General features: G+C 62.0%; 27 protein-coding genes. 23 read left to right on the forward strand and 4 right to left on the reverse strand.

All coding sequences use genetic code 11. The features are described 5' to 3' along the window. The first annotated feature begins 12 nt into the window (after positions 1 to 12). The 6 genes from glp to ACNAOT_RS08055 are packed head-to-tail and all read left to right on the forward strand — an operon-like array spanning position 13 to position 4,008. A complete protein-coding gene (gene glp, locus ACNAOT_RS08030; protein ID WP_420180668.1) occupies positions 13 to 1,239 on the forward strand; it encodes a gephyrin-like molybdotransferase Glp in 1,227 nt (408 codons plus the stop codon). Further along, on the forward strand, positions 1,227 to 1,766 hold the full coding sequence (gene moaC / locus ACNAOT_RS08035; protein ID WP_420180669.1) for a cyclic pyranopterin monophosphate synthase MoaC: 540 nt from the start codon (positions 1,227 to 1,229) through the stop codon (positions 1,764 to 1,766). The genes glp and moaC overlap by 13 nt, the downstream gene beginning before the upstream one ends. Further along, complete coding sequence (locus ACNAOT_RS08040; RefSeq protein WP_420180670.1) at positions 1,763 to 2,260, forward strand: MogA/MoaB family molybdenum cofactor biosynthesis protein; 498 nt, start codon at positions 1,763 to 1,765, stop codon at positions 2,258 to 2,260. Before moaC ends, ACNAOT_RS08040 begins: the two co-directional genes overlap by 4 nt. Further along, entirely contained in the window at positions 2,250 to 2,705 is a 456-nt protein-coding gene (locus tag ACNAOT_RS08045) for a molybdenum cofactor biosynthesis protein MoaE (protein ID WP_364305542.1), read from the forward strand. Before ACNAOT_RS08040 ends, ACNAOT_RS08045 begins: the two co-directional genes overlap by 11 nt. Before the next feature lie 51 nt (positions 2,706 to 2,756). Next, on the forward strand, positions 2,757 to 3,515 hold the full coding sequence (gene dapB, locus ACNAOT_RS08050; RefSeq protein ID WP_091466475.1) for a 4-hydroxy-tetrahydrodipicolinate reductase: 759 nt from the start codon (positions 2,757 to 2,759) through the stop codon (positions 3,513 to 3,515). Between the two features lie 4 nt (positions 3,516 to 3,519). After that, positions 3,520 to 4,008 carry a hypothetical protein gene (locus ACNAOT_RS08055; RefSeq protein ID WP_178996311.1) on the forward strand — a complete coding sequence of 163 codons (489 nt, stop codon included), beginning with the start codon at positions 3,520 to 3,522 and terminating at the stop codon, positions 4,006 to 4,008. Here ACNAOT_RS08055 and ACNAOT_RS08060 read toward each other — a convergent pair. Further along, positions 3,984 to 5,219, reverse strand: a complete 1,236-nt coding sequence (locus tag ACNAOT_RS08060; RefSeq protein WP_420180671.1) for a heparan-alpha-glucosaminide N-acetyltransferase domain-containing protein — start codon at positions 5,217 to 5,219, stop codon at positions 3,984 to 3,986. The two genes, ACNAOT_RS08055 and ACNAOT_RS08060, sit on opposite strands and share 25 nt — an antisense overlap. 89 nt (positions 5,220 to 5,308) lie before the next feature. On the opposite strand from ACNAOT_RS08060, the gene ACNAOT_RS08065 reads away from it, so the two are divergent. From ACNAOT_RS08065 to ACNAOT_RS08095, 7 genes are all read left to right on the forward strand, one after another. Next, positions 5,309 to 5,644: a hypothetical protein gene (locus tag ACNAOT_RS08065; RefSeq protein ID WP_420180672.1), complete on the forward strand. Its 336-nt coding sequence runs from the start codon at positions 5,309 to 5,311 to the stop codon at positions 5,642 to 5,644. 105 nt (positions 5,645 to 5,749) lie between these two features. Further along, on the forward strand, positions 5,750 to 6,682 hold the full coding sequence (gene dapA / locus ACNAOT_RS08070; RefSeq protein ID WP_091466479.1) for a 4-hydroxy-tetrahydrodipicolinate synthase: 933 nt from the start codon (positions 5,750 to 5,752) through the stop codon (positions 6,680 to 6,682). 6 nt (positions 6,683 to 6,688) lie between these two features. After that, on the forward strand, positions 6,689 to 8,380 hold the full coding sequence (locus tag ACNAOT_RS08075; RefSeq protein ID WP_091466481.1) for a ribonuclease J: 1,692 nt from the start codon (positions 6,689 to 6,691) through the stop codon (positions 8,378 to 8,380). Between the two features lie 75 nt (positions 8,381 to 8,455). Next, positions 8,456 to 11,344, forward strand: a complete 2,889-nt coding sequence (locus ACNAOT_RS08080; protein ID WP_420180673.1) for a DNA translocase FtsK — start codon at positions 8,456 to 8,458, stop codon at positions 11,342 to 11,344. Between the two features lie 23 nt (positions 11,345 to 11,367). Then, positions 11,368 to 11,970 carry a CDP-diacylglycerol--glycerol-3-phosphate 3-phosphatidyltransferase gene (gene pgsA, locus ACNAOT_RS08085; protein ID WP_420180674.1) on the forward strand — a complete coding sequence of 201 codons (603 nt, stop codon included), beginning with the start codon at positions 11,368 to 11,370 and terminating at the stop codon, positions 11,968 to 11,970. After that, complete coding sequence (locus ACNAOT_RS08090; protein WP_420180675.1) at positions 11,967 to 12,479, forward strand: CinA family protein; 513 nt, start codon at positions 11,967 to 11,969, stop codon at positions 12,477 to 12,479. Before pgsA ends, ACNAOT_RS08090 begins: the two co-directional genes overlap by 4 nt. A 137-nt stretch (positions 12,480 to 12,616) precedes the next feature. Next, a complete protein-coding gene (locus tag ACNAOT_RS08095; RefSeq protein ID WP_014921288.1) occupies positions 12,617 to 13,051 on the forward strand; it encodes a helix-turn-helix domain-containing protein in 435 nt (144 codons plus the stop codon). A gap of 90 nt (positions 13,052 to 13,141) precedes the next feature. Here the strand turns inward: ACNAOT_RS08095 and ACNAOT_RS08100 are convergent, their stop codons facing one another. Next, a complete protein-coding gene (locus ACNAOT_RS08100) occupies positions 13,142 to 13,681 on the reverse strand; it encodes a MarR family winged helix-turn-helix transcriptional regulator (protein ID WP_420180676.1) in 540 nt (179 codons plus the stop codon). Positions 13,682 to 13,722: 41 nt separating this feature from the next. On the opposite strand from ACNAOT_RS08100, the gene ACNAOT_RS08105 reads away from it, so the two are divergent. The 6 genes from ACNAOT_RS08105 to dapF all read left to right on the forward strand — a co-directional run bounded on the left by ACNAOT_RS08105 (position 13,723) and on the right by dapF (position 19,281). Continuing rightward, entirely contained in the window at positions 13,723 to 13,947 is a 225-nt protein-coding gene (locus ACNAOT_RS08105; RefSeq protein ID WP_420180677.1) for a DUF3046 domain-containing protein, read from the forward strand. A 259-nt stretch (positions 13,948 to 14,206) separates the two neighbouring features. Continuing rightward, on the forward strand, positions 14,207 to 15,250 hold the full coding sequence (gene recA / locus ACNAOT_RS08110; RefSeq protein WP_011774305.1) for a recombinase RecA: 1,044 nt from the start codon (positions 14,207 to 14,209) through the stop codon (positions 15,248 to 15,250). Then, positions 15,240 to 15,782: a regulatory protein RecX gene (locus tag ACNAOT_RS08115; RefSeq protein WP_091466491.1), complete on the forward strand. Its 543-nt coding sequence runs from the start codon at positions 15,240 to 15,242 to the stop codon at positions 15,780 to 15,782. Before recA ends, ACNAOT_RS08115 begins: the two co-directional genes overlap by 11 nt. Then, complete coding sequence (miaB, locus tag ACNAOT_RS08120) at positions 15,782 to 17,311, forward strand: tRNA (N6-isopentenyl adenosine(37)-C2)-methylthiotransferase MiaB (RefSeq protein ID WP_420180678.1); 1,530 nt, start codon at positions 15,782 to 15,784, stop codon at positions 17,309 to 17,311. The genes ACNAOT_RS08115 and miaB overlap by 1 nt, the downstream gene beginning before the upstream one ends. A 19-nt stretch (positions 17,312 to 17,330) precedes the next feature. Beyond that, the gene (gene miaA, locus ACNAOT_RS08125) at positions 17,331 to 18,266 is read left to right on the forward strand and encodes a tRNA (adenosine(37)-N6)-dimethylallyltransferase MiaA (RefSeq protein WP_420181139.1); all 936 of its coding nucleotides are present in this window, start codon (positions 17,331 to 17,333) and stop codon (positions 18,264 to 18,266) included. A 46-nt stretch (positions 18,267 to 18,312) separates the two neighbouring features. Continuing rightward, the gene (gene dapF, locus ACNAOT_RS08130) at positions 18,313 to 19,281 is read left to right on the forward strand and encodes a diaminopimelate epimerase (RefSeq protein WP_420180679.1); all 969 of its coding nucleotides are present in this window, start codon (positions 18,313 to 18,315) and stop codon (positions 19,279 to 19,281) included. Here the strand turns inward: dapF and ACNAOT_RS08135 are convergent. Then, a complete protein-coding gene (locus tag ACNAOT_RS08135; RefSeq protein WP_178996291.1) occupies positions 19,262 to 19,876 on the reverse strand; it encodes a class I SAM-dependent methyltransferase in 615 nt (204 codons plus the stop codon). The two genes, dapF and ACNAOT_RS08135, sit on opposite strands and share 20 nt — an antisense overlap. A gap of 517 nt (positions 19,877 to 20,393) precedes the next feature. Between ACNAOT_RS08135 and hflX the strand changes: the two genes are divergently transcribed. After that, complete coding sequence (hflX, locus tag ACNAOT_RS08140) at positions 20,394 to 21,956, forward strand: GTPase HflX (protein WP_091466499.1); 1,563 nt, start codon at positions 20,394 to 20,396, stop codon at positions 21,954 to 21,956. After that, positions 21,949 to 24,009 carry an ATP-dependent DNA helicase gene (locus tag ACNAOT_RS08145; RefSeq protein WP_420180680.1) on the forward strand — a complete coding sequence of 687 codons (2,061 nt, stop codon included), beginning with the start codon at positions 21,949 to 21,951 and terminating at the stop codon, positions 24,007 to 24,009. Before hflX ends, ACNAOT_RS08145 begins: the two co-directional genes overlap by 8 nt. A 5-nt stretch (positions 24,010 to 24,014) precedes the next feature. Here ACNAOT_RS08145 and lexA read toward each other — a convergent pair whose 3' ends face one another. Beyond that, positions 24,015 to 24,758, reverse strand: coding sequence for a transcriptional repressor LexA (lexA, locus tag ACNAOT_RS08150; RefSeq protein WP_026005367.1), 744 nt, complete (start codon positions 24,756 to 24,758; stop codon positions 24,015 to 24,017). 348 nt (positions 24,759 to 25,106) lie between these two features. Between lexA and ACNAOT_RS08155 the strand changes: the two genes are divergently transcribed. Together ACNAOT_RS08155 and ACNAOT_RS08160 are read left to right on the forward strand one after the other, a co-directional pair. After that, positions 25,107 to 25,466: a LysM peptidoglycan-binding domain-containing protein gene (locus ACNAOT_RS08155; protein ID WP_420180681.1), complete on the forward strand. Its 360-nt coding sequence runs from the start codon at positions 25,107 to 25,109 to the stop codon at positions 25,464 to 25,466. Between the two features lie 78 nt (positions 25,467 to 25,544). Then, the gene (locus ACNAOT_RS08160; protein WP_420180682.1) at positions 25,545 to 26,663 is read left to right on the forward strand and encodes a histidinol-phosphate transaminase; all 1,119 of its coding nucleotides are present in this window, start codon (positions 25,545 to 25,547) and stop codon (positions 26,661 to 26,663) included. Positions 26,664 to 26,698 lie beyond the last annotated feature (35 nt).

The following is a 26,698-nucleotide window of genomic DNA, read 5'->3' on the forward strand; positions in this document are numbered from 1 at the left end:
CCACCCAGGAGGATGTCCGTGCCCAGATCTGTTGCAGTCCACCGCCAGGCAGTGGTGGAACTGCTCACCGACGTTTCTGCGGGCAAGGGCAACATCACCCTGCCACTGCTGGAGGCGCTTGGTAAAGCGCTCGCCGTCGATGTCTACGCGCCGCTCTCCTTGCCCCCGTTCGCCAATTCCCAAATGGACGGTTTCGCCGTCCGCTCAGCAGATATTCCCGACGGCGGTGCGGAGCTCCAGGTAGCGGAGCCGGTTCCGGCAGGCGCCGCGCCGGAAGCACTGAAGCCCGGCTTTGCCGCCCCCATCATGACCGGGGCCATGATCCCCGACGGAGCCGACGCCGTCGTGCCCATTGAAAAGGCGACGCCAAACACTTTTCCGGACCCTGCCGCAGTGGAGGCTGTCGTGGAACTGCCTCCGGTCGCTCCCGGCACCTACGTGCGGGACAGCGGCAGCGACATCAGGAAAGGCACACTGGCGCTGCCTGCCGGTACCCGGATGGGACCCGCGCAGTTGGGGCTTTTGGCGGCGTTGGGGCTGACAACCGTCGAAGTCCGCGAACCTTGGTGCGTCCTGCTGGTCACCACCGGGGACGAGGTAGTGGAACCGGGGGAAGAACTCACGACCGGCAAGATTTTCGATTCCAACGGAACACTGCTCGAAGCCTCCATGCGACAGGCCGGCCTGGACGTGGTCCGCACTGGAATATCCGATGACGACCCCTCCAGGCTGCTGGCGGTGCTCCGCCGTCACACCGCGCAAGCGGATAGCCGCGTCGATGTCATTGTTACCACCGGGGGAGTGAGCAAGGGAGCCTATGAAGTGGTCCGGCAAGCCATGGCGAACCAGCCGGTGGATTTCCTTCCGGTGGCCATGCAGCCAGGAGGACCGCAGGGATTGGGCACTTTTGATGGTGTTCCGTTCCTTGGCTTTCCGGGAAATCCGGTCAGCTGCCTGGTGTCATTTGAGATGTTTCTCAGGCCGGCCCTTTCTCAGGTACTGGGAACGCCCGCACCGAGGCCGGTGCTGAAGGCCCGCTTGGCCGAACCCCTGGCCTCGCCGGAAGGCAAACACCAGGTCCGTCGGGGGACCGTGGACGCGGACGGAACGGTCCGGATGGAAGGTGGTGCGGGTTCGCACCTCGTCCATGCCTTGGCCCGGGCGAACGCCCTGGTTCAGATACCCGGCGACGTCACGGAACTCACCGACGGAGACGAAGTGGAAGTATGGATGCTGTGAAGCAAACTCCCGCGACTACAGAACACTCCGGCGGACTGACCCACCTCAGGCAGGACGGCACTGCACAGATGGTGGATGTCTCCGAAAAAGCAGTCACTACCCGTGTTGCAACTGCTACAGCCACTGTCCGCAGCACCCCCAACGTACTGGCCCTCCTTGGTGCCGGCGAATTGCCCAAGGGCGATGCGCTCGCCGTGGCTCGCGTTGCAGGGATCATGGCGGCGAAGAAGACTCCTGAGCTGATTCCGCTGTGCCATCCGTTGCCGATCTCCAAGGTCACAGTGGACTTCGAGCTGGGCACTGACTCGGTTGAAATTCTGGCCACCGTCAAAACCCGGGGTGTGACCGGCGTTGAGATGGAAGCACTGACGGCGGCTTCCGTAGCGGCCTTGAGCGTCTACGACATGATCAAAGCCGTGGACAAGCACGCAGTGCTGACCGATATCCGCGTGCTGGCTAAGAGCGGCGGCAAAAGCGGCGACTGGGACATTTCCAAAGAATCAACCGTAGAGGGGACCGGCGCATGAGCGCGTGCGAGCCGAACGCTCCGCGGAAGGCCGGCGTCGTCATAGCATCCACCCGTGCAGCCGCAGGCGTGTATGCCGACGAAACGGGTCCGGTTATTCTCGACTGGCTCAGCGAGCACGGCTTCGATACCTTCCCCACCATGGTGGTGCCGGACGGTGAGCCGGTTGGTGCTGCCCTGAGGGCCCTCCTGACGCAGGAACCCGCAGTGGTCATCACCAGCGGTGGAACGGGTCTTAGTCCGGATGACCGCACACCCGAAATGACGCTGCCGCTGCTTGAACGTGAGATTCCGGGCATCATGGAGGGAATCCGGCGTGCCGGCGCCGCCAAAACCCCCATGGCCATGCTGAGCCGTGGCCACGCCGGGGCAGCGGGGAAGACGTTCGTCATCAACCTGCCCGGATCCCCGAAGGGCGTCATGGACGGGTTAGCTGTCCTGGACCCTGTGATCGGGCACCTCTGCGAGCAATTGGAAGGAAGCCATGGGCACTGAAACAAACTTTGAGGTGGTCAGCGCTGTCCTTAGCGCCGAACCCATTTCCGTGGACCAAGCCATCAGGGCGGTCGAATCCGATACCGCCGGGGCAGTGGTCAGCTTCAGCGGCGTTGTTCGAAATCACGACGGCGGTAAGGCGGTGGACCGCCTAAGCTACAGCGCGCATCCCACGGCACACCAGGTGATGTCAGATGTCGTTGCGCAGTTGGTCTCCGAGCACTCCGGTGAAGCTGCGCAGCCCGTTCGGATCTGGGCTGCCCACCGGATCGGCATGCTGGAGATCGGTGACCCCGCGCTGGTATGTGCTGTGGCTGCTGCGCACCGCGGCCAGGCGTTCGCTGTGTGCGCTGAGCTCGTGGACCGCGTCAAGGAGCAAGTCCCCATTTGGAAGGAACAGTTCTTCACTGACGGCACCGTGGAGTGGGTTGGAGCAGGGGAGTAGGCAGGAGTAACGGTTCCTGCCGGGCTCCGGCCCGGCGGTAGGGTTAACGGCATGACCGAACAACTTGCTGTTGCAGTGCTGGGCGCCCACGGGCGTATGGGAATTGAAGCCGTTAAGGCTGTTGACGCAGCCGACGACATGACGCTCGTAGCCGCTCTCGGCCGCGGCGATTCCCTGGAGAAACTGCTCGACGCCGGTGCGCAGTACGTTGTCGACCTGACCGTTCCCGACATCACGGAGACCAACGTCCGGTTCGCCGTGGAGCATGGCATCCACGCCGTTGTAGGTACCACTGGTTGGGATGCCCACCGCCTTGATTCCTTGCGGAGCCTCTTGGAGCAGAAGCCGGACACTGGCGTCTTGATCGCCCCGAACTTCGCCCTTGGATCGGTTCTTGCGTCCGCGTTCGCTGCGAAGGCGTCGCAATATTTCGAGTCCGTGGAGATCATCGAACTGCACCACCCCAACAAAGTGGATGCTCCATCCGGCACCGCAGTGCGGACGGCACAGCTGATCGCCGAAGCGCGTCAGGAAGCCGGCGTCCCGGCGAGCCCGGACGCCACGGAAACATCGTTGGACGGTGCCCGGGGCTGCGACGTGGACGGGGTTCGTGTCCACAGCGTTCGCCTCCGTGGCCTGGTGGCTCATCAGGAGGTGCTTTTTGGCGGTCCAGGCGAGCAGCTGACGCTGCGCCATGATTCGTTCGACCGCGCCTCTTTCATGCCCGGCGTCCTGCTGGGGCTTCGGAAAGTTGCAGCCAACCCAGGCCTCACCGTGGGTCTGGACGGCTACTTGGACTTGGGGCTCTAGGACCATGGGGAATTTCTGGACTTCCTTGAAGAAGAACCGCACCAAAATCTGGGTAGGAGCCATCACCCTGCTGTTGGTGCTTTACCTGGTGGTTTCCGTGCAGCGCTCGTTCCTCTTGCTCGCCGACCCCAACCTGGTAGCCAAGGGGATCGGTGCGGCCTACCTGGTCCTGCCCGTGGTTGGAGCCTGGGCACTCATCCGTGAGCTGCTTTTTGGTGCCCGTACCGAGCAGATGGCCAAGGTCCTGGAGGCCGAGGGCGGCTTGCCGGTTGATGACCTTCCGCGCACTCCGGGCGGGCGAATAGTCCGGGCTGCCGCTGACGCCGAGTTTGAGAAGTACCGGGCAGAGGCCGAGGCCGCTCCGGAGGACTGGCGCTCCTGGTTCCGCCTGAGCTGCGCCTACGATGCCTCAGGCGACCGCAAACGTGCCCGTGCCTCCATGCGCGATGCCGTGAAGCTTTTCCGCTCTCAACCCACTGCAGCGGGCCGGTGACTGCCCAGGCTTGATGCGGTGTGGGCGACCCATTCCAGTGGTCCACGGCGTCGGAGAACGGCGAAACAGACGCCAATGACAACCGCAGTGAGTGCTTGGGCCCAGTACATGCCTTCGTCCGTCCACCCGGGGGGCAACGGCTGGTTGGTGAACCCGGACACTACCCAGACATGGGCTGAGTAGAGGCTCAACGTCATGGCCCCGGGCCCGCTCAGCAGGATCAGGAAGTTGACCTTGATCCGCTCCGCCAGGGTGCCGAGCAGCAGGAACAAGCCGACCACGGCCGCAGCCACGCCACCACTATGCAGCAGGTCCAGGCTGGTCCCGGCATGCGGGGCTGCCGTCGCCAGCCACCACCAGGAACCGGTCTGTTCCAGGCCGGTGACATTGACTTCAAGCATGCTCTCCAAGGGGTAGCCCCTGGTGACCGGGAGGGCTGACAATGCAGCCCGCCCGCCCCACGCCTCCATGGCCAGGATCCCGACGACCTTTGCCAAGCCGGCCACCGCTATTCCGCAAGTGAGCAACAGAACCTGAATCCTCGCCGTCGTCAGCGCCAACCGTCCGATCACCAATCCGATCAGCAGGTACGAGATCCACTGGAAGACGGGGTAATACCCGGTGAAGAAGAGGTCGGCGACGAGGCGTCCAGGCGTCCCGAAATCCTCCCAGTTGGGGTTGTGACCCAATGTCAAGGGAGGGTTCGCTTCCAGTAGTAGAGGCCGTACCAGATACGCCAACAACGGGGACAGCAGGACCCAGCCAAGCGCCCAACAGCAGAGCGCCTTGAGTCGGAGTCCAAGGAACGGCAGGATGCACAGGAACAGGACGGCGTAGTGAACCAGGATGATGGCGATGTTCACATCCAGGCCGCCCAGCATGAGCCCGACGACGGCGATCACCAAGGCGCGCATGGCAACACCACCTCGTGCCGCCCACAGTTCGGTGCCGTTCCTGGGCTCCTGCTTGCCTGTGCTTAGCGCCAGCCCAATACCGGCAAGCACGGCGAAAAGGGCGGCGGATCGGCCTGAGAACATCAGCCCCACAAACGTTGGCTCCCATTGTGGGGAAGGTCCGAACGTCGGCATCACGTGAGTGGCCATCATTCCCAACAATGCCGCACCCCTGGCAGCATCTATCCCGGTAAGCCGGGAGGAGATCGGTCGGCCGCCGGGTGCTTTTCGCATCGGGGCCGTCTCTTGCGAAGTCATGCAGCGATCGTCTCATAAGGCTCTGTGCGGCATCTGTGATGTGACACAAACCCCTTGAATTCGAATATATGTTCGAATAGCATTGCCGCATGAACGATGTTCCAAAGCCGCCGGAAGGCCTTCAAGGACCCATGAAAGCGATGAGCCCCGGCGTCGTCGATTTCCTGTTCAGTCAGCTCGTGGCCGGCGAGCCTCCGGAAGACACCCAGTGGCGCCGCGAAGGTACCGCCCTGGCTGAGCAGACTCCGGGAGCCGAGCTGGCCCGCCGGTTATCCGAGACGGACCTGGGATCGTTGACGCCCCTTGAACTCTTCGAATACGTCCGGGCCTCGCAGCGTCTGGTGGCGTGGGCGGAGCAACTCAAGGACCGGGCTGTGGCGCGCTACTGTGCGGAGGAGCCCGCGACGGCACCGAAACCCGCGTGATATCCGCCGAATAGGATGGCAGGGTGAGGTCCACCGCCGGTGAATGAGGACCATCACGCGGGACCCATTCTTCCAACACGCCTCTCACAGGGTAACGTTTTTCGTATGTCTGACTTGCGCGCCCCCGTTCCCGCCCTTGGTACCCTGCTGACCGCCATGGTCACCCCGTTCACTGAGGACGGCAAGGTGGACTATGACCAGGCTGCAGCCCTGGCGGAAAAGCTCGTTCAGGACGGTTGCGATGGACTCGTGGTCACCGGTACCACTGGAGAGACCTCAACCCTCACGGACGATGAGAACCTCGGTATGTTCCGGGCTGTCAAAGAGGCCGTTGGCGGCAAAGCTGCCATCATCGCCGGGACCGGCACTAACGACACCGCCCACTCCGTGCACCTCTCACAGCGTGCGGCAGAACTGGGCGTCGATGGTCTGCTGATCGTCACCCCGTACTACAACAAGCCCAGCCAGGCAGGCGTTCGCGCGCACTTCGAGACGATTGCGTCGGCCACGGACCTGCCCGTTATGCTCTACGACATTCCGGGCCGTTCCTCCATTGCGATCGCTCCCGAGACCATGATTGCGCTTGCGAAACACCAGAACATCGTGGCCGTCAAGGACGCCAAAGCGGACTTCGCTGCCGCAACGCGGGTCATGGCTGAGACGGACCTGCTCTTCTACTCCGGTGATGACGGATTGACGCTGCAGTGGATGGCGCTGGGCGCCGTCGGCCTGGTGGGCGTTACCACCCACGTCGCAACACGCCGCTTCCGTGAGCTTATCGATGCCGTCAACGCCAGCGACCTCACCAAGGCAAGGGCCATCAACTTTGAACTGGAACCCGTCATTCGCGCAACCATGACGCGGGTCCAAGGCGCTGTAGCCGCCAAGCAGATTCTCAAGTGGCAGGGAGTCCTGCCCAACTCGGTTGTCCGTTTGCCCCTCGTGGAGCCGGACGCGGCCGAGATCGAAATCATCCGCGGGGATTTGGCAGAAGCCGGAATGGACTTCGACGTCCAGGACGGTTCCGCCGGAAAGTAGCAAAACATGACCCAAACCGCCCTTCCCGGACTGGTTACTCCGCCGAAACTGCCGAAAGGCACGCTGCGGATTGTCCCGCTCGGTGGACTGGGAGAGATTGGCCGCAACATGGCGGTCTTCGAAATCGACGGCAAACTGCTGGTGGTTGACTGTGGCGTGCTCTTCCCCGAGGAGACCCAGCCCGGCGTTGACTTGATCCTGCCTGATTTCTCCTACATTGAGGACCGCCTGCAGGACATCGTTGGCGTCGTGTTGACCCACGGCCACGAGGACCACATTGGCGCTGTTCCCTACCTCCTGCGCCTTAAGGCTGACATTCCCCTGATCGGATCCCAGCTGACCCTTGCCCTGGTGGAAGCCAAGCTTCAGGAACACCGGATCAAGCCGTACACGCTGACAGTGACGGAGGGGCAGGTGGAGCAGTTCGGCCCTTTCGAGTGCGAGTTCGTTGCCGTCAACCATTCCATTCCGGATGCGCTGGCCGTCTTCATCCGCACAGAGGGTGGAAATGTCCTTCACACAGGCGACTTCAAGATGGATCAGCTGCCGCTTGACGGCCGTATCACGGACCTCCGGCACTTCGCCCGCTTGGGTGAAGAAGGCGTGGACCTGTTCATGGCAGACTCCACCAACGCGGACGTACCGGGCTTCACCACTGCCGAGAAGGAAATCGGCCCCACCTTGGACCGATTGTTCGGACAGGCTCGGAAGCGCATCATCGTGGCTTCCTTCTCGTCACACGTGCACCGCGTCCAGCAGGTTCTGGATGCGGCAGCCAAGCATGGCCGCAAGGTGGCATTCGTAGGCCGTTCCATGGTCCGCAACATGGCCATCGCAGCCAAGCTCGGATACCTCGATGTCCCCGAAGGCATCCTGGTGGATATCAAGAACATCGATAACATGCCTGATGACCGCGTGGTCCTCATGTCCACCGGTTCGCAGGGTGAGCCAATGGCTGCACTTTCCCGCATGGCCAACGGTGACCACCGTGTGATCGTGGGCAAGGGCGATACGGTGATCCTTGCCTCCAGCCTCATCCCGGGCAACGAGAACGCCGTTTTCCGTATCATCAACGGCCTGCTCAAGCTCGGTGCCGATGTGATCCACAAGGGCACTGCAAAGGTTCACGTGTCCGGGCACGCAGCGGCCGGTGAACTGCTCTATTGCTACAACATCCTCGAGCCCCTGAACGCGATGCCCGTCCACGGCGAAACCCGCCATCTGATTGCCAATGGCAACATCGCGCTCGAATCGGGCGTTCCGTCCGAGGGCATCATCCTGAGCGACAACGGCACAGTTATCGACCTCAAGGACCACAAAGCGAATGTCGTCGGCCAGGTGGAAGTCGGTTTCGTCTACGTCGACGGTTCCAGCGTGGGCGAAATCACCGATGCCGACCTCAAGGATCGTCGCGTCCTGGGGGATGAGGGCTTCATTTCCGTCATTACGGTCATCAGCCGCACCACCGGCAAGATCGTGTCCGGCCCGGAGATCCACGCCCGTGGTGTGGCCGAGGATGACTCCGTCTTTGACGAGATCATTCCCAAGATCAACGCCGCGCTCGAAGAAGCTGTTCTTAACCACACTGATCACACCAACCACCAGTTGCAGCAGGTGGTCCGCAGGATTATCGGCACGTGGGTGAACCGCAAGCTTCGCCGCCGTCCCATGATCATCCCGGTAGTCCTGGAAGCGTAGCCAGCCAGCAACATGCATGCCCAAGGGGGCCTGAAATCCGCGGATTTCGGGCCCCCTTGGGGTAGCGTGGCACTTATGGCGACCCGTACTACCTCCACGCCACGAGGCAGCTCCAGCAGTAAATCCGGCGGCACAGGCCGGAGCACAGCCGCATCCAAAACCAGCGGAGCTGCTTCGAAAAGCAGCGCAGCCGCGACCAAGAGCGGTCGTGGCAGCACTGCCCGTACCAAGCAAACGGCCGCCGTCGAGCCCCAGGCTCCGCTGCCGCTGCGGATGCTCTCAGGTTTCTGGCAGGGGATCGGCCATGTGGTAGGCGCCGGGGTCCGGCGAATCGGTTATGACGTCAGCGATCTCCACCCCGACGATCGCCGGGATGGTGCAGCCCTGTTCAATTTGGTGTTGGGCATCGCGATCGCCACCTTCGCCTGGTGGGGTCTTACCGGGTGGCTCCCGGACATGGTTTACAGCGTGGTCAACGGCACGTTCGGTTGGATGTCCCTGATCCTGCCCTTCATGCTGTTCGTCTGTGCTTTCCGGCTTTTCCGAAAGCCACAGGACGGCCGTGGGAACAACCGCGTAGGCATCGGCTTCATGATCATGACCCTGGCCGGTTCGGGCCTGGCCCATGTCATTGGTGGCCTCCCCACCGTTGCAGAAGGCTTCGACGGCCTGCGCAAGGCCGGTGGAATGCTGGGCTTCCTCGCAGCCGCACCTCTGGCTGCAATCCACGTGGCTGTTCCCGTAGTCCTCTATGGGCTGTTGGCGTTCGTGTCCGTGTTGATCGTCACGGCCACGCCGTTTGGTGCCATTCCGTCCCGGATCAGGGGTGCCTATGAACACCTTATGGGCGTTGACCTTATGGACGAGTCCGGCAAGGACGCCCACGACCGCAGCTACCTGTATGAAAACGACGCTGCCGCCAAGCCCAGGAAGAAGAAGCGTATGCGCTTCTTTGGCAAGGATGAGGAAACAGATACGAGCTTGGAGGGTTACGTCGGGGACGAGGCCTTCGAGCATGCAATAGTCGACGACGACGAAACTCCAGGTGCGTCCGCACCGCGCGTTCCGCCGGGTGTACGTCGTCCAACGCAGGCAGAGATCGCCGTCGGGAAGATCAAGGCCGCCCAAGGCCTGGGCGCCACGCCTGGGATCGAGAACCCCACCGAAGCCATTCCGATCCTTACTCCGGAGATGACCGAACCCGCGGCTCCCGTAGTCCACGTTCCGGCGAAGCCCGCAGGGGCGCCCCTCCCACAGACACCCATCCCGCAGCGCACGGAGCAACTGTCCCTGGCAGGCGATGTCACCTACACCCTGCCGGCATCGGACTACCTGACGCCCGGATCCATTCCGAAGGAGCGCACGGAAGCCAACGACGCCGTCGTCGCCGCACTGACGGACACCCTCACGCAGTTCAACGTCGAGGCAGCTGTGACGGGCTTCAGCCGCGGTCCCACTGTGACCCGCTATGAGATCGAGTTGTCTCCGGGTACCAAGGTGGAGCGCGTCACCGCCCTGTCCAAGAACATCTCTTACGCCGTGGCGTCCAGTGATGTCCGCATCCTGAGCCCGATTCCCGGCAAGTCCGCCATCGGCATCGAGATTCCCAACACAGACCGCGAGACCGTGTCGCTGGGCGATGTGCTGCGCAGCCAGAACGCACGCCGGACCGACCACCCCATGGTCATGGGTGTCGGCAAGGACGTTGAGGGTGGCTACGTGGTGGCCAACCTCGCCAAGATGCCCCACTTGCTCGTCGCCGGTGCCACCGGTGCTGGTAAGTCGAGCTTCGTGAACTCCATGATCACCTCCATCCTCATGCGCGCCACACCGGATGAAGTGCGCATGGTCATGGTGGACCCCAAACGCGTGGAACTCACGGCTTACGAGGGCGTACCGCACCTCATTACGCCCATCATCACCAACCCCAAGAAGGCCGCCGAAGCCTTGCAATGGGTGGTTCGCGAGATGGATGCCCGCTACGACGACCTCGCAAACTACGGCTATAAGCACATCGACGACTTCAACAAAGCGGTCAGGGCAGGCAAGGTTGTCCCGCCGTTGGATTCCAAGCGCGTCATGAAGCCATACCCGTACCTGCTGGTGATCGTTGACGAGCTCGCCGATCTCATGATGGTGGCCCCGCGGGATGTTGAAGACTCGATTGTCCGCATCACCCAGCTGGCACGTGCCGCCGGTATCCACCTGGTACTTGCAACGCAGCGCCCGTCCGTGGACGTTGTGACCGGTCTGATCAAGGCGAACGTCCCGTCCCGTATGGCGTTTGCTACGTCTTCCGTAACTGACTCCCGTGTTGTGCTGGACCAGCCTGGCGCTGAAAAGCTCATTGGACAGGGTGACGCCCTGTTCCTTCCGATGGGTGCTTCCAAGGCCATGCGTGTCCAAGGTGCCTGGGTTACCGAATCCGAGATCCATAAGGTCGTGGAGCACGTCAAGGGACAGCTGCAGGCCGTCTACCGCGACGACGTCGCTGCCGAGGCACCCAAGAAGCAGATCGACGACGACATTGGGGACGACCTCGAGGTCCTGCTCCAGGCAACAGAGCTTGTGGTGACCACGCAGTTCGGCTCAACGTCCATGCTCCAGCGAAAGCTTCGTGTGGGATTCGCCAAGGCCGGCCGCCTTATGGACCTCCTCGAGTCCCGTGGCGTTGTTGGTCCTTCGGAGGGCTCCAAGGCGCGCGACGTCCTGGTCAAGCCCGATGACCTCGGTGCGGTGCTTGCCGCGATGAAGGGGCAGGAGTCACCCGCGGCGCCCGACGCGCACACTGCGGCCCTGAGCGACAACGCGAACTCGAACATCGCCGTCGGAGGTTATGCCGAAGACCTTGTCCAGGCGGACCTGGACAACCGGACGCAAGCCATCGAATACTACGACGGCGCGGACGGCCCGAACGACGACGAAGAGGGCGGAGAAGACGCCTGGTCGCTCACGGGAAGGTAGCCTAAAGAAGGTAGCCTTGTGGGGTGACTACAGCCGAGGGTGATAACGCGACTTCCAGCAGCTCCGACGTCTGGAACCTGCCCAACATCCTGACGATGCTCCGCATCGTCCTGGTTCCGTTCTTCGTATGGTTCCTTGTGGCCGACGACGGCGAGTACGGGATCTGGCGCTGGGCGGCTGTTGTCGCCTTCGCGGTGGCCATCTATACGGACAAGCTCGACGGCGACATCGCCAGGGCGCGGGGCCTGATCACCAATTTCGGCAAGATTGCCGATCCCATCGCCGACAAGCTGCTTATCGGTTCCGCGCTGGTTCTCCTATCCATCCTGGGAGAGTTGCCCTGGTGGGTCACCATCCTCATCCTGGTGCGGGAGTGGGGGATTACCGCTCTTCGGTTCGTCGTTATCAAGTACGGCGTCATGCCGGCTTCCCGCGGTGGCAAGCTGAAGACAGTAATCCAGACCGTAGCCATATTCCTCTACATCCTGCCGCTGAAGGCGATCGTTCCCTGGCTGGGCGACGTCGCCTTCTGGGTGATGATGGTGGCGCTGGCCATCACCTTGTGGACCGGCGTCGAATATGTCATCCAAGCGCTGAAGCTTCGCGCGGCCGGGCGGCGTGCATGACGCTGAATGACGGCGCTTCCGCCGCCGCGCAAACGGCGACGGCGGCAGTCGCTATTGCCATCGGTAACAAGCTCACTGTGGCTACAGCCGAGTCACTGACAGCCGGGATGGTGGCGGCAACGCTGGCCAACACACCGGGAGCATCAGGGATGCTGCAAGGCGGCGTGATTGCCTACCAGAACTCAGTGAAGGCCGGTGTGCTGGGAGTTCCGCAGGAACTACTTGCGGACGCCGGCTCAGTGGACGGGCAGGTGGCCGAGGCAATGGCCGACGGCGCCCGGCGCGTCTGCGGCGCCGATCTCGGGATTTCCACCACGGGTGTGGCGGGACCCGAGCCCCACGACGGCAAAGCAGTAGGAACCGTGTTCATCGGAATAGCCGGCAGATCCGGAACCGAATCGTTTGAGTACAGTTTTTCGGGGGACAGGCAGTCCATCAGGGAGCAGGCCTGTGAGGCCGCCTTGGCGCGTCTGCTTGCTGCACTGAGTGACGTTGGTTACCGTTCGTAAAGTAGTCGGGAACAAAAACTGATTGCCAATAGTTGTGTCATTGTGTCGCTTCGGAAGAGCCGGGGCGCCTAGGATGTAAAAACCAACCCGGTCCGCCAGCCAGCGAACCGGATGAATGAGGGAGCAAGGCGATACAGATGGTAAAGCAGCCCGTATCCGTGAACGGCGTTGTCCGCTGGAAGGATGTGGGCTTGGCTGATCAGGCACAGAGCGAACAGAAGGAGCGCAAAATGGTTGTACTACGCCACGAGATCGGTGATGTACTGCGCGATGTCCGCCAGCGTCAGGGCCGTACCCTCCGCGAGGTTTCGCACAGCGCCCGCGTCTCACTTGGTTACTTGAGTGAAGTTGAACGCGGCCAGAAGGAGGCTTCTTCCGAGCTCCTGTCCTCTATCTGCACAGCCCTGGATGTTCCGTTGTCCCACATGCTTCGCGAAGTCAGCGATCGCGTGGCCGTCGCAGAAGGTGTTGCAGTTCCGGACACCGTTCCGCAGGAATTCTCCCAGCGTTACGGTCGCGATCTGGACCTCACGGATGATTTCCCGCAAGGAATGCTCTCCGGAGCCCGGTAAGCGTTCCAGCAAAACCATGGAAAAGGTCCCCAGCCTCAGGCTGGGGACCTTTTTCGTTGAATTTGGGGTGTCGGTTGCGGCGGGTGCTGCTCAAACGCCTGCGGGCTTGTCCTCGACGTCGATCTCCGGTTCCTTCACGTTAAGCACGCCGTCCCCGTAAATGGCGTTGAGGCGGCCCATGTAGTCAGCAAGTGTCTGGACATCCTCGAGGGGCCATTCGCCGAGCCGTTCACGGAAGACCTGCCTGCGGGCATCTTGAACCTGGTGCATCTTCTCTTCGCCCTTTTCCGTCAAACGGATGGACTGCGCCCTGCCGTCCTGGGGATCGGCTTCCTTGTAGACGAGGCCGATGCTTTCCAGGAAGGCAATCTGGCGGCTCACGGAAGGCTTGCCCACTCCGATGCAGGTGGCGAGGTCGGTGAGTCGGATGGGACCTTCCCTGCGGATGACCGTGAGGAGCCCATAGGCGGCCGGTTCCATGTCCGGATGTACCTGGCGTGACAACTGATGCGAGATGGAACGGGCGCGGCGCCAGAGCAGGCTCAGCTGGTGTTCCACCTGCTGGAGGGCGTCGTCCGCGGCGTCGCCTGGCACGGCCGGACTTGGCGTGCTCTGGAGAGGATTGCTCATGGCAACCATTCTAGAGTCCGGCGCCATGAGAGACTCTATCCGTGAGGGCAAGTGACTTTTGGCGATTAATGGACGACGAATTCGGGGCAGGCTACTCCCGGGTCCTGGCCAACTCCCTGGTACTCGCCGGCGTTGGCGGGCGAACTGCCGTAGAGGCTTTGGCCTCCGGCCACCAACCCCGCGAAGTCTGGTTGGCCGTGTGCGAGGTCCAGGACGTTCCCCCCGAACGCAGGCTGGGCAAGGACATCAAGCCGGCTTCCAACTGAACTCCGGCATGCGATGCGGACTGCCGTCCGAGGTGGGACACGCCGGAACATTGTTCGAATATCTGTTCGGATGGGGATATGCTCCTGTGAGAGGAAAATTGATCTCGAAAGACGCATTCCAGAGCTTCCGGCAGCCCGGGTTATCCACATAGCCGGTGCCGGCTACTAAAAATGTCAGAGCACCGTAATAGCGTCAGACATGACAGGAAAGCGGCCTTTCGGGCCACTCCACAGCGAGAAAGCATCAGAGGTGTGAACCATGGCGGCAACCCCGGATCGTGAAAAGGCGCTCGAAGCAGCGCTTGCCCAGATCGACAAGCAGTTCGGCAAAGGCTCCATCATGCGCCTGGGTGATGACACCCGCGCCCCGATTGAGGTCATTCCGACAGGCTCCATTGCATTGGATGTCGCCCTTGGCATTGGCGGCCTGCCCCGGGGGCGCGTGGTGGAAATCTATGGTCCGGAATCCTCGGGTAAGACCACCGTGGCCCTTCATGCTGTTGCCAACGCACAGCGCGCAGGTGGCATCGCAGCGTTCATTGACGCCGAGCATGCACTTGACCCGGACTACGCCGCCAAGCTTGGCGTGGACACGGATGCACTCTTGGTTTCCCAGCCGGACACCGGTGAGCAGGCATTGGAGATCATGGACATGCTGGTGGGCTCCGGCTCGCTGGACATCGTGGTCATTGACTCCGTAGCTGCCTTGGTACCCCGTGCCGAAATCGAAGGCGAAATGGGCGATTCCCACGTTGGCCTCCAGGCTCGACTCATGAGCCAGGCCCTGCGTAAGATCACGGGCCGCCTGAGTCAAACCAAGACCACCGCCATTTTCATCAACCAGTTGCGTGAAAAGATCGGTGTGTTCTTTGGATCCCCGGAAACAACCACCGGTGGCAAGGCCTTGAAGTTCTACGCCTCAGTGCGAATCGACGTTCGACGCATCCAGACCCTCAAGGAGGGTGCTGACTCCGTCGGTAACCGCACCAAGGCAAAGATCGTCAAGAACAAGATGGCTCCGCCGTTCAAGATCGCCGAGTTCGACATCATCTACGGTCAGGGCATCTCCCGTGAGGGAGGCATCATTGACATGGGTGTGGAGCACGGCATCATCAAGAAGTCGGGCTCGTGGTTCACGTATGACGGCGATCAGCTGGGCCAGGGCATGGAGAACTCGCGTCGATTCCTGCGTGACAACCCTGAGCTCGCCCAGGAACTGGAGCGCCTCATCAAGGAAAAGCTTGGCGTGGGCGTTGTAAAGACTGAAGAAGATTCCCCGAAGCTGAAGGCCGTTGACGGCTAGGAGAGGGCCGGAGCCGGATTCTTCCGTTGCGGCCGATCCCGAACCTGATCCCGAATCCGTGGCGCGTGCCATCGTCCTGAGGCAGTTGACGATGGCGCCGCGGAGCCGGCTGCAACTGTCCCGGAAACTCGCTGAACGGAACGTTCCCGAGCACGTGGCGGAGGCAGTTCTGGACCGCTTCGAAGAAGTTCAGTTGATCGATGATGCTGAGTTCGCCAGGATGTGGGTCCGCAGCCGTTCGCAGAGCAAGAAGCTTGCCAAAGGCGCCATTCGTCGGGAACTGGCAGACAAAGGCATAGAGCTGGATGCGGCAGAGGAAGCCCTGTCGCAACTCAGCGACCAGGACGAGGAATCGGCTGCCCGGGAGCTCGTTCAGCGCAAACTGCGGCCCAGCATGGATCTGTCAGATCGGGCAGAGCGGGACAAGTACACGCGCCGGCTTGCATCAATGTTGGCCCGCAAGGGGTACGCCCCCTCCATGGCGTTCAGGATCGTCGGTGAGGTTTTGGCAGAAGCCGGTACCCTTGAGTAGTGAGTTTGACCATTCCCTCCCCAACAGCTGCCGCCACTCCTTCTGCCGAGCCCAGGACCTATCAGGTTCGTACTTTCGGCTGCCAGATGAACGTCCATGATTCAGAGCGCATGGCGGGACTCCTCGAAGAAGCCGGTTATGTGGCCGCTGAAGGTGAAGTGGCCGACGTCGTGGTCTTCAACACATGCGCTGTCCGGGAGAACGCAGACAACAAACTCTATGGAAACCTTGGCCAGCTTCGGCAGGTCAAGGAAGCAAACCCCGGAATGCAGATTGCTGTTGGTGGCTGCCTGGCCCAGAAGGACCGGGAAACCATTGTGAAGAAGGCGCCGTGGGTGGACGCCGTGTTTGGAACGCACAACGTGGGAGCGCTGCCGGCCCTGCTGAACCGCGCCCGGCACAACAATGAGGCGCAACTCGAGATTCTCGAATCCTTGGATGTGTTCCCGTCAACGCTCCCCACCAAGCGAGACTCGGTGTATGCAGGTTGGGTGTCAATCTCCGTGGGTTGCAACAACACCTGCACGTTCTGCATCGTGCCCTCGCTTCGTGGCAAGGAGAAAGACCGGCGTCCCGGCGAGATTCTGGCGGAAATTCAGGCTCTCGTGGATGACGGGGCTGTGGAAGTCACGTTGCTTGGCCAGAATGTGAATTCCTACGGTGTGGAATTTGGTGACCGCCAGGCGTTCTCCAAACTCCTCCGCGCATGCGGTGAAATCGAAGGCCTGGAACGTGTTCGTTTCACCAGCCCCCACCCGGCCGCATTCACGGATGATGTCATTGACGCCATGGCCGAAACACACAACGCCATGCCCCAGTTGCATATGCCACTGCAGTCCGGCTCGGACAAGGTACTGAAAGACATGCGCCGTTCGTACCGTTCCAGCAAATTCCTGGGAATTCTGGACAAAGTGCGGGAACGCATCCCGCATGCTGCCATCACTACCGACATCATCGTCGGGTTCCCCGGTGAAACCGAAGAAGACTTCCAAGCGACCTTGGATGTCGTGGAGAAGTCGCGGTTTGCCTCCGCCTTCACGTTCCAGTACTCCAAGCGGCCCGGCACGCCGGCTGCAGACCTTCCAGAGCAACTCCCCAAGGCCGTGGTGCAGGAGCGCTACGAACGCCTCACGGCCCTACAGGACCGTATTGCCGCAGAAGAGAACGCCAAGCAGCTGAGGCGGAAAGTTGAAGTCCTGGTTACAGCGCAGTCAGGGCGGAAAGCCGGCGAAACACACCGGTTGTCCGGCCGTTCGAAGGACCAAAGGCTGGTGCACTTCTCCGTGCCGGTCGGAGCTGAGACCCCGCGGCCGGGTGACTTCGTCACCGTGACCATTACCGAGGCCGCTGCCTTCCATCTTGTAGCTGACCCGGCAACAACAGAGGATTACCTCTTGCGCCGCTCCCGTGCAGGCGATGCCTGGGATCGCTCGCAGGCTGATTCGTGCGGCGTCCCGGCTGCAGGATCGGCGTCAGGCAAGACGGGCGTGGCGTTGGGCATGCCGGCCTTGCCGGTTCGCCGCGCCTAGGCCCGTGAGCCAGGACAGCATGTCGTTTGCCAGTTCGGAACCCCGCCAGCCTGTCATCGCCGTTGTTGGTCCCACAGGTTCCGGTAAGTCGGATCTGGGCGTCAACCTCGCTCTGGCCCTGAACGGCGAGGTGATCAACGCCGACGCCTTGCAGTTCTACCGTGGCATGGATATTGGAACTGCCAAGATCACAGTGGAAGAGCGCAGAGGTGTGCCACACCATTTGTTGGACACCATGGACGTCACGCAGGAAGCCAGTGTGGCCGACTTCCAAAATGAATGCCGCGCGGCCATCCATGATATCCATTCACGGGGAAAGCGCGCCATCCTTGTGGGCGGATCCGGGCTATATGTGCGGGCGGCACTGGATGTGCTGGAATTCCCGGGTACCGATCCCGTGCTCCGCAGGCAGCTGGAAGAAGAATGCGAAACCAAAGGGCTTGCGCCGTTGCGGGCCCGCCTCGAGGAAGTCGATCCCGTCTCGGCTGCCCGCCTTGGAGACGCACGACGAGTGATCCGGGCATTGGAAGTGCACGGTCTCACTGGCCGCCCTTTCAGCTCGTTCATGCCACAGCGCGAGTATTTCCAGCCAGCACTTCAGATCGGTCTCGAGGTCGATCGGGAGCAACTGCGGGAACGTCTGGGACTGAGGGTGCATCGGATGGTAGATGCAGGACTCCAACAGGAAGTCGAACGACTCGACGCCGTCGGTTTGAGGAGCGGCAAGACAGCTTCGCGCGCTTTAGGATACGCCCAATTCCTGAAGGTCCTGGACGGCGGGATGACTGCGGATGCCGCCGCCGAGGAAACCATCGTGGCAACCAGGCAATTTGCGCGGCGCCAGCTGACATGGTTCCGGGCCGATCCACGAATCACTTGGCTCGACTGGCAGGATCCGGAGCTTGTGGCTAAGGCAGCCAATGCTGTCAATGGGGCCAGCGCGCCCACGACCTAACCGCTGCAATTTCTGGCCAAAGAGCCGTGGCAGGTAGCCTAGATCCATGGACGAAACCGCCGCAGTTCCCGCCCCGCAGCCCGCAACTGCCGGTGCTCCAGTGCCACTTTCCAGCCTCGCCGGGCTGGAGTTCTCCAAGGGTCACGGAACGGGCAATGATTTTGTCCTCATCGCTGATCCCGGTGACGCCCACGAGATCACGGCCGAGCAGGTCGCGCAGTTGTGCGACCGCCATGTGGGCATCGGGGGTGACGGCCTCATCCGGGCAGTTCCTTCCCGTTTTCTCCCTGAAGGTCGTGTCGCCCTTGAGCAGGATCCCGAAGCCGAGTGGTTCATGGATTATCGCAACGGAGATGGTTCGCTGTCCGAAATGTGCGGCAATGGCGTACGCGTTTTCGTCCATTTCCTGATTGCGGAGAACCTGGTGAACCTGGGGCCCGGTCAGACGCTCACCATCGGCACTCGTGGCGGCGTCAAAAAGGTTGTAAGAACAGTCAACGGTTATGCCGTGGATATGGGCCCATGGGAGTTCATCTTCCCCCAGGAGGCCACCAGCAAGGCCATGGATGCGCTGGTAAGCGCCGACGGCCTGGAAGTGGCAAGGCCCGGTCTGTCAGTCAGTATGGGCAACCCCCACACGGTAGTTGCCCTCGCAGAAGTCAGCGAGCTTTCAGCCACACAATTGTTCAAGGCCCCCGTGGTGGATCCCAAGCCCGCAAACGGAACCAATGTTGAGTTCGTGGTTCCCGCCGAGCCCCTGGTGGAGGACGGCGTAGGAACCATCACCATGCGCGTTCACGAGCGCGGCGTGGGGGAGACACAATCCTGCGGCACAGGCGCCTGCGCCGCCGCCGTCGCGATTCGTCACTGGGCGGGTGATACGGCTCCCAACGACTGGCACGTGAAGGTACCGGGCGGCGTCGTAGGTGTGAAGTTCTTCCCTGGTGCGGGAGGCCGCGAGCACGTTGAACTTAGTGGCCCAGCCGTCATCGTGGCTACTGGGACGCTTTCCTGACACGGATGATCCTGAACGTCTTGGATGTGCTCTCACGGGAGACCGTGTAGGAGCTGTCCAGCTCGGTGGCCAGCCACCGCTGGAGGGAATCGGAGCCCAGGTTCTTCTGGACAACCAACCAGGCGTTACCGCCCGGCGCCAGCCGGGGCAGCCACGTCAGCAGGAGGGTATGCAATTCGTCTTTTCCGATGCGGATGGGCGGGTTGGACCAGATGGTGTCGAACTCGACGGCGGGGTCTACCTCGTGCGGGAGGCTGGCAGTGACGTTGGTGAGTCCGAGCGCCGCCGCATTCTCGTTGGTCAGCGTGATGCAACGCTCATTCACATCCACCGCATGGACCTTGGCATGTGGTGCCATCAGCCCCAAGGTGAGGGCAATCGGACCCCAGCCGCAGCCGATGTCCAGCAGGTGGCCCTTCGGTGACGGCGGTGGAACCTCGGAGAAAAGTACTGCCGTGCCTTTGTCCACGCCGTCGGGACTGAAGATTCCCGACGAGGTCTGCAGCTGGCGTGTGGCTCCTGCGAGTTCCACAGTGAGTGGCTTGCGGGTGAATGGTCCGGCAGGTTGGGCAGTGAAATAGTGTGCAGACTCCATAATTTGCCAGATTAGTTGGCTATCGTCGGCTTGGGAAACTGCCTCGTTCCGCAGCAGGTTTGACAATGGCTGCTAAAGTGGAACGCATGTTCTTGATCTTCGAGTAATCAGCCCACAAACACCGGAGTCATCCGGCGTTTGACGGTACCGCCCGCGACGCAGGCCCGCTTGGCATTTCAGCCCGGCCGGCTTTTCCGCCCGGCAGGTCCCACTGGCTCAGTCCGGCAACTCCAGAATTTGGAGCCGGACGCTCTGAAGATTCCGCTCCGCACCCTAGTGGACAGCTGTATCCATCCGGCTAAACGCGTAGGGCGGGCAGAGCATCCTCACGTTGGCCAAAGGATCCTCCCCGCGGAGTCAATCACGCCACATTCCAGCAGCCCCTGCCTCCGAAAGGCACCGACTGCCCAGTACACAGGAGGCCCTTTTGGCCGATGTCCGTCAGCCCAGCGCGAATAGCGCCCCATCGAGCACGAAACCGCACTATTCTGGAATTGCCGAACAGTCTAAGGAGACCATGACCACCCAGAAGCACTCCGGATCCGATTCCGACGCCCAGGACATGAGTCCTGAACAAATCCAGGCCGTCATCGACCGGATTCTTTCCAAGGATGTACCTGCGCAGGCATCCGACGACAACGACGCCAACGGTGTGTTCGGCAAGGCGCAGGCGATTTCCACGCTGGACCGTGAACACAGTATCTACGACGGCGACCAGGAAGATTTGGCCGAACGCCGCGCCCTTCGCCGTACCGCAGGACTGTCAACCGAACTTGAAGACGTCACTGAGGTCGAATACCGGCAGTTGCGCCTGGAGCGCGTCGTACTGGCCGGTCTGTGGACTGAGGGGACTCTCGCGGACGCTGAGAACTCCCTCCGCGAGCTGGCGGCACTTGCAGAGACCGCCGGATCCGAGGTGTTGGACGGTTTGGTTCAGCGCCGGCAGAAGCCGGACCCCGGGACCTTCCTTGGTTCCGGTAAGGCCCAGGAGCTCAAGGACATCGTCGCTGCCACGGGCGCAGATACTGTGGTTGTGGACACTGAGCTCGCGCCCTCGCAGCGACGCGGCCTGGAGGACATTGTGAAGGTCAAGGTAGTTGACCGCACCACGCTGATCCTGGATATCTTTGCCCAGCACGCAAAGAGCCGCGAAGGCAAGGCGCAGGTGGAGCTCGCACAGCTCGAGTACCTGCTCCCGAGGCTTCGCGGTTGGGGCGACTCCATGTCCCGCCAGGCCGGTGGCCAGGTGGGTGGAGCAGGCGCTGGAATGGGTTCGCGTGGTCCTGGTGAAACCAAGATCGAACTTGATAGGCGCCGAATCCGCACCCGCATGGCCAAGTTGCGTCGCGAAATCGCTGCGATGAAGCCTGCGCGTGAGACCAAGCGTGCCAACCGCCGTCGTAATGCGGTTCCGTCTGTTGCCATCGCCGGGTACACGAACGCTGGGAAGTCGTCCCTGCTGAACCGCCTGACTGACGCAGGTGTCCTGGTGGAGAACGCCCTGTTCGCCACCCTGGATCCCACAGTCCGTAAGGCGCAAACCCCGGACGGCATCGGCTATACACTCGCAGACACCGTTGGGTTCGTTCGTTCACTCCCAACCCAGCTCATTGAGGCTTTCCGCTCCACGCTGGAGGAAGTTGCGGATGCGGACTTGATCCTCCATGTGGTGGATGCATCGCACCCCGATCCTGAGGGACAGATTGCAGCGGTAAGGGCCGTTTTCACCGAGGTTGATGCCCGCAAGGTTCCCGAGATCATCGTCCTCAACAAGGTGGACGTCGCGGATCCCTTCGTGGTGGAGCGCCTCAAGCAGAAAGAGCCCCGCCATGCTGTTGTGTCCACCCGGACGGGCCAGGGCATCGCGGAGCTGCTGGAAGACATCAGCCGGTCCATTCCCCGGCCCGGCGTGCGCCTTGAACTGCTCATTCCCTACGACCGCGGGGAAATGATCAGCAAATTGCACAGTTCCGACTCGGAAATCCTCAGCACTGAGCATGAGGAGAACGGGACCCGGGTAGTTGTCATGGTGCGCGAAGGCCTGGCCGCTGAACTGGAGTCATTCGTCAGTAATGGTTGAGAAGGTGGCGGCGGACGCCGTCGAATCGGTGGGGGAGAAGACCACCCTCGAACTGTTGGATCGGGCTGTTGCCGGCATGGGCGGACAAAGCCGTGCCGGCCAGCACGAAATGGCCAAGCACGTCACCCGGGCCATCGAGACCGGGGAGCACCTGCTGGTCCAGGCGGGAACGGGAACAGGTAAGTCGTTGGCTTACCTGATTCCGTTGATCGCCCATTCCATGGACAGCGATAAACCGACTCTCGTGTCCACCGCCACCCTGGCACTCCAAACCCAAATCGTTGGGCGGGACCTTCCCAGGCTGCTGGAGACCATCAACCCTGCCCTTGAGCGCCCGGTCAATGTGGCGCTCGTCAAGGGCAGGGCAAATTATGTGTGCCTGCAGAAGCTCGAAGGCGGGTTCCCCAGCGAAGAGCCCTCCGAAGGGCAGCTGTTCTCCCTCGGCGAGGACACCAGCGTGCCCCACTTTGCTGCTTCCATGGGCGGTCCGCAATCACAGCTGGGTAAGGAAGTAGTCCGTCTTCGGGAATGGGCTGAGAAGACCGCTACCGGAGACCGCGATGAACTCATGCCAGGGGTCACCGACAGGGCCTGGCGTCAGGTATCCGTGACGTCCATGGAGTGCTTGGGCGCCCAGAAGTGTCCCGTAGCAGAAGAGTGCTTCAGCGAGCTGGCACGCTCACGGGCGGGTGAAGCCGACGTTGTGGTCACCAACCACGCAATGCTGGCCGTCAGTGCCTTTGAAGGCCTGGCCGTGCTGCCTGAGTACGATGTCGTGGTGGTTGACGAGGCGCATGAACTTCAGGACCGCGTGACCGGTGCTGTTTCAGGCCAGTTGTCGGTGGCCATGGTTCACGCGGCGGCATCAAGTGCACGCAAACACACGGCCATTACAGTGGACGCGCTCAACGCTGCCGCGGAGCGCTTGGATATGGCCATCGCCGGCGTGCCCAACGGGCTGTTGCCCAACGGCCTTAACGACGAACAGCTCGACTGTCTGGACCAGTTGCGGGAGGCCACGCGCGCTGCGCTCTCGGATTCGAAGACAGATTCATCAAACGCAGTCGACGGCGGACGGCAGTTGGCGCGTTCACGGCTCATGCTGATCCTGGAATTGTGCGAACGCATGCTGGCCGCCAAGGAGAACCGCGAAGTTGTATGGTTCTCCAGGAACAGCACGTTCGACCCGCACCAGGGCTATTCCCAACCGGACGAGACTGCTCCCGCCTTGCTCAACATCGCCCCGCTCAGCGTTGCCGGGCGGCTTCGCGAGGGTCTCTTCGCCGGCCACACGGTGGTGCTGACCTCCGCCACGCTGGCCATCGGCTCGGCTTTCGAACCGGCAGCAGGTGGCCTCGGCCTCATCGGCGACGGTGCCCCGAGCTGGACCGGGATCGATGTGGGTTCGCCCTTTGATTATCCCAAACAGGGTGTCCTGTATGTGGCCAAGCACCTCCCAAAACCCGGTCGTGGTACTTCCCCCGAGGCGCTCGACGAATTGGAAGACCTCATCCGTGCCTCCGGCGGGGGAGCCTTGTGTTTGTTCTCCTCACGGCGTGCGGCCGAAGAAGCAGCCGACGCCATGCGGCTCCGGCTGGACGTGGATATCCTCTGCCAAGGCGAATCCACCATGGCGGCCCTCGTGAAGCAGTTCGCGGATGAGCCTGACACATGCCTCTTCGGGACCATGTCACTGTGGCAGGGCGTAGATGTTCCGGGTGGCTCGTGCCGCTTGGTGGTCATTGACCGCATTCCCTTCCCGCGGCCCGATGATCCCCTCATGACTGCGCGCTCACGTGCGGTGGCGCAATCAGGTGGAAATGGCTTTATGGCCGTATCGGCTACGCATGCTGCCATCCGACTGGCGCAGGGTGCTGGCCGCCTGATCCGTTCAACAGGAGACAAAGGAGTAGTTGCAGTGCTCGACTCGCGGCTCTCGACGGAACGCTACGGAGGCTTCCTGCGTGCCGCCCTGCCGCCGTTCTGGGCAACGACGGACCGGGCAGTGGTCCGTGGCGTCCTGGAGCGCCTGGGCTCGGCTAAAGCCCCGTAGGGCTCCTAAAGGGAGCGCAGTACCGAAACTACCTTGCCCATGATGGTGGCTTGATCGCCCAGAATGGGTTCGTACTGCGTGTTCTGCGGAAGCAGCCACGTATGGCCATCCCTCTGACGGAAGGTCTTTACGGTTGCTTCGTCATCCAGCAGGGCTGCCACGATGTCGCCGTTGATGGCGTCATTCTGGCGGCGGACCACAACCCAGTCACCGTCACAGATGGCGGCGTCAATCATGGAATCGCCAGCCACCTTCAGCATGAATAATTCGCCATGCCCCACGAGCTGGCGGGGGAGCGCCAGCACGTCTTCCACCGTCTGGTCAGCCAGGATCGGTCCGCCGGCCGCGATCCGGCCCACCAGCGGGACCATGGCGGTATCACTGGCACTGGCTAGCTCTGTTACGGCAAGGCCCCCCGCGCTGCGAAGGGTGGTGGGCGCTTCCACGCCCGGAATGGTGCCACCATCAAGGGTCAGCGGCATCAGGACTTCCATGGCGCGGGGACGCTTGGGATCCCTGCGGAGGTAGCCAAGCTTCTCCAATTGGGACAACTGATGAGTGACGCTCGACAAACTGGCCAGACCCACGGTGTCACCGATCTCGCGCATGCTGGGCGGGTATCCGTTGTCGTTGACCGACCGTTGGATGGTCTCCAGAATCTTTTTCTGCCGGACAGTCAGGCTCTTGGGACTCTTCTGAGGCTGCTGGCTCCGCAGGGGTGCCCCGCCGCCTGTGGCTTTCGCTGCCATGTTCGCCAATGCCTTTCCATTCCGCCCGAGGCGAGCCCGGGGTCGTTGGGTCTGCAAAAAATGTCAGACCCTCCTGTTCCACTGAAACAGTGCTGTTTCTTCACTCAAACGTAGGGCAGGCACAGGCGTTTATCAAACATTTGTTCTAGCGAGTCTCGACACCGTTCGTTGATAAGTGCTAAAAATGTCATAGCAAGGTTCGAATATGTGTTCTATAAACCTGATGCTGGAGCCGAATGTTCGAACAGAGTGTTCGAACATCCGGGATCAGAGGACGGGAACGCAAAGAATTGGCCGCCAAGCTCCGGGCACCCCGGAACCTGGCAATAGCTCAGAAGGGCTCAGCTCATGTCCGCAGTCACTACGTTCGCTGAATTCCGCACCACTCAGGCGCCCGCTCGCCTGCGTCTGACCCGGCGGGGACGGATTGTCTTCTTCGGCATCCCGGCAATGCTGTTGGTGGCGGCGCTGCTGACCCTCGCCGGTTTTATCAACTCCCCGGCCAAGGCGTCGGACTCCCAGTCCCAATTGCGTCCGCCCGTTGCAGTCACTGTCACCGTCCAGCCGGGGCAATCCCTCTGGGGCATCGCCGGCGCCGCCGCTCCGGAGCGGGACCCGCGTGATGTCATCGCGGAGATCATCCAGCTGAACGACCTCCGCGGCGGCCGCATTCTGCCCGGTCAGCAGCTGTTCGTCCCTGCAAACTGAGTCGTCCACAGTCCGAAGGAACCGATCGCCCGGCGTCACAGTTAGTCGGCAGTCCGGGCCGCCCCTTAAACTGTGATGGTGAGTGACCAGCTTGAGCGACTTGACAGACTTCCCCTCCGGACCAACCTGCGTGGACTGAGCCCCTATGGCGCACCGCAGCTTGACGTCCCCATCCTGCTCAACGTCAACGAAAACACTCATGGCGTCCCCGCGGATGTCCAGGCCGCCATCACCGAGGCTGTCGCCGCGGCGGCCACAGGACTGAACCGCTATCCGGACCGCGAGTTCACTGAACTACGGGAAGCGCTGGCCGAGTACCTTGGCCACGAACTTTCTCCGGACAACATCTGGGCCGCCAACGGATCCAATGAAGTCCTGCAGCAAATCCTCCAGGCATTTGGTGGACCGGGACGCAAAGCGCTCGGTTTCCCGCCCACGTACTCCATGTACCCCCTTCTGGCGAGTGGCACGGACACGGAGTATGTCCGCGGAGTGCGTGCTGACGACTACGGGCTGGACGCCGAATCGGCCGCCGCGCAGGTTCGGGAAACGGGCGCCAACATCGTGTTCCTGTGCTCACCGAACAACCCAACCGGTACAGGGTTGGGCTTGGACGTTGTCGAAGCCGTCTACGAGGCCGGAGAAGCGAGCCAGGCCATCGTGATCGTGGACGAGGCGTATCACGAGTTCGCGCACGACAATACTCCGAGCGCCTTGACGTTGTTGCCAGGACGCGAGCGGTTGATCGTCTCGCGCACCATGAGCAAAGCGTTCGCCCTTGCAGGTGCCCGGCTCGGCTACATGGCGGCAGCCCCGGAAGTCACAGACGCCATCAGGCTGGTCCGCCTTCCGTACCACTTGTCTGCCGTCACTCAGGCAACGGCCCTGGCTGCGCTCAACCACCGCGAAGCCCTGATGGCCGACGTCGAGGACATCAAGGTACAACGCGACCGGATTGTGACTGAGCTCCTTCGCATGGGCCTCAAGCCCTCGGCCTCCGACTCCAACTACGTCTTCTTTGGCGGCCTCGAGGAGCCGCACAAGATTTGGCAGGGCCTGCTCGATGCCGGTGTGCTGATTCGCGACGTCGGCATCCCCGGGCACTTGCGTGTTACCGCCGGAACCGAACCGGAAACCACCGCCTTCCTTGAGGCCTTGGAAGCACTTCTGGACGGCACGGCGCCGCAGCGCGCCTAAACTTGTCCATAGACCCAATCCACCCTCCGTGTATA

The organism is Paenarthrobacter sp. TA1.8 (assembly GCF_048595705.1).
Taxonomy (GTDB): domain Bacteria; phylum Actinomycetota; class Actinomycetes; order Actinomycetales; family Micrococcaceae; genus Arthrobacter; species Arthrobacter nitroguajacolicus.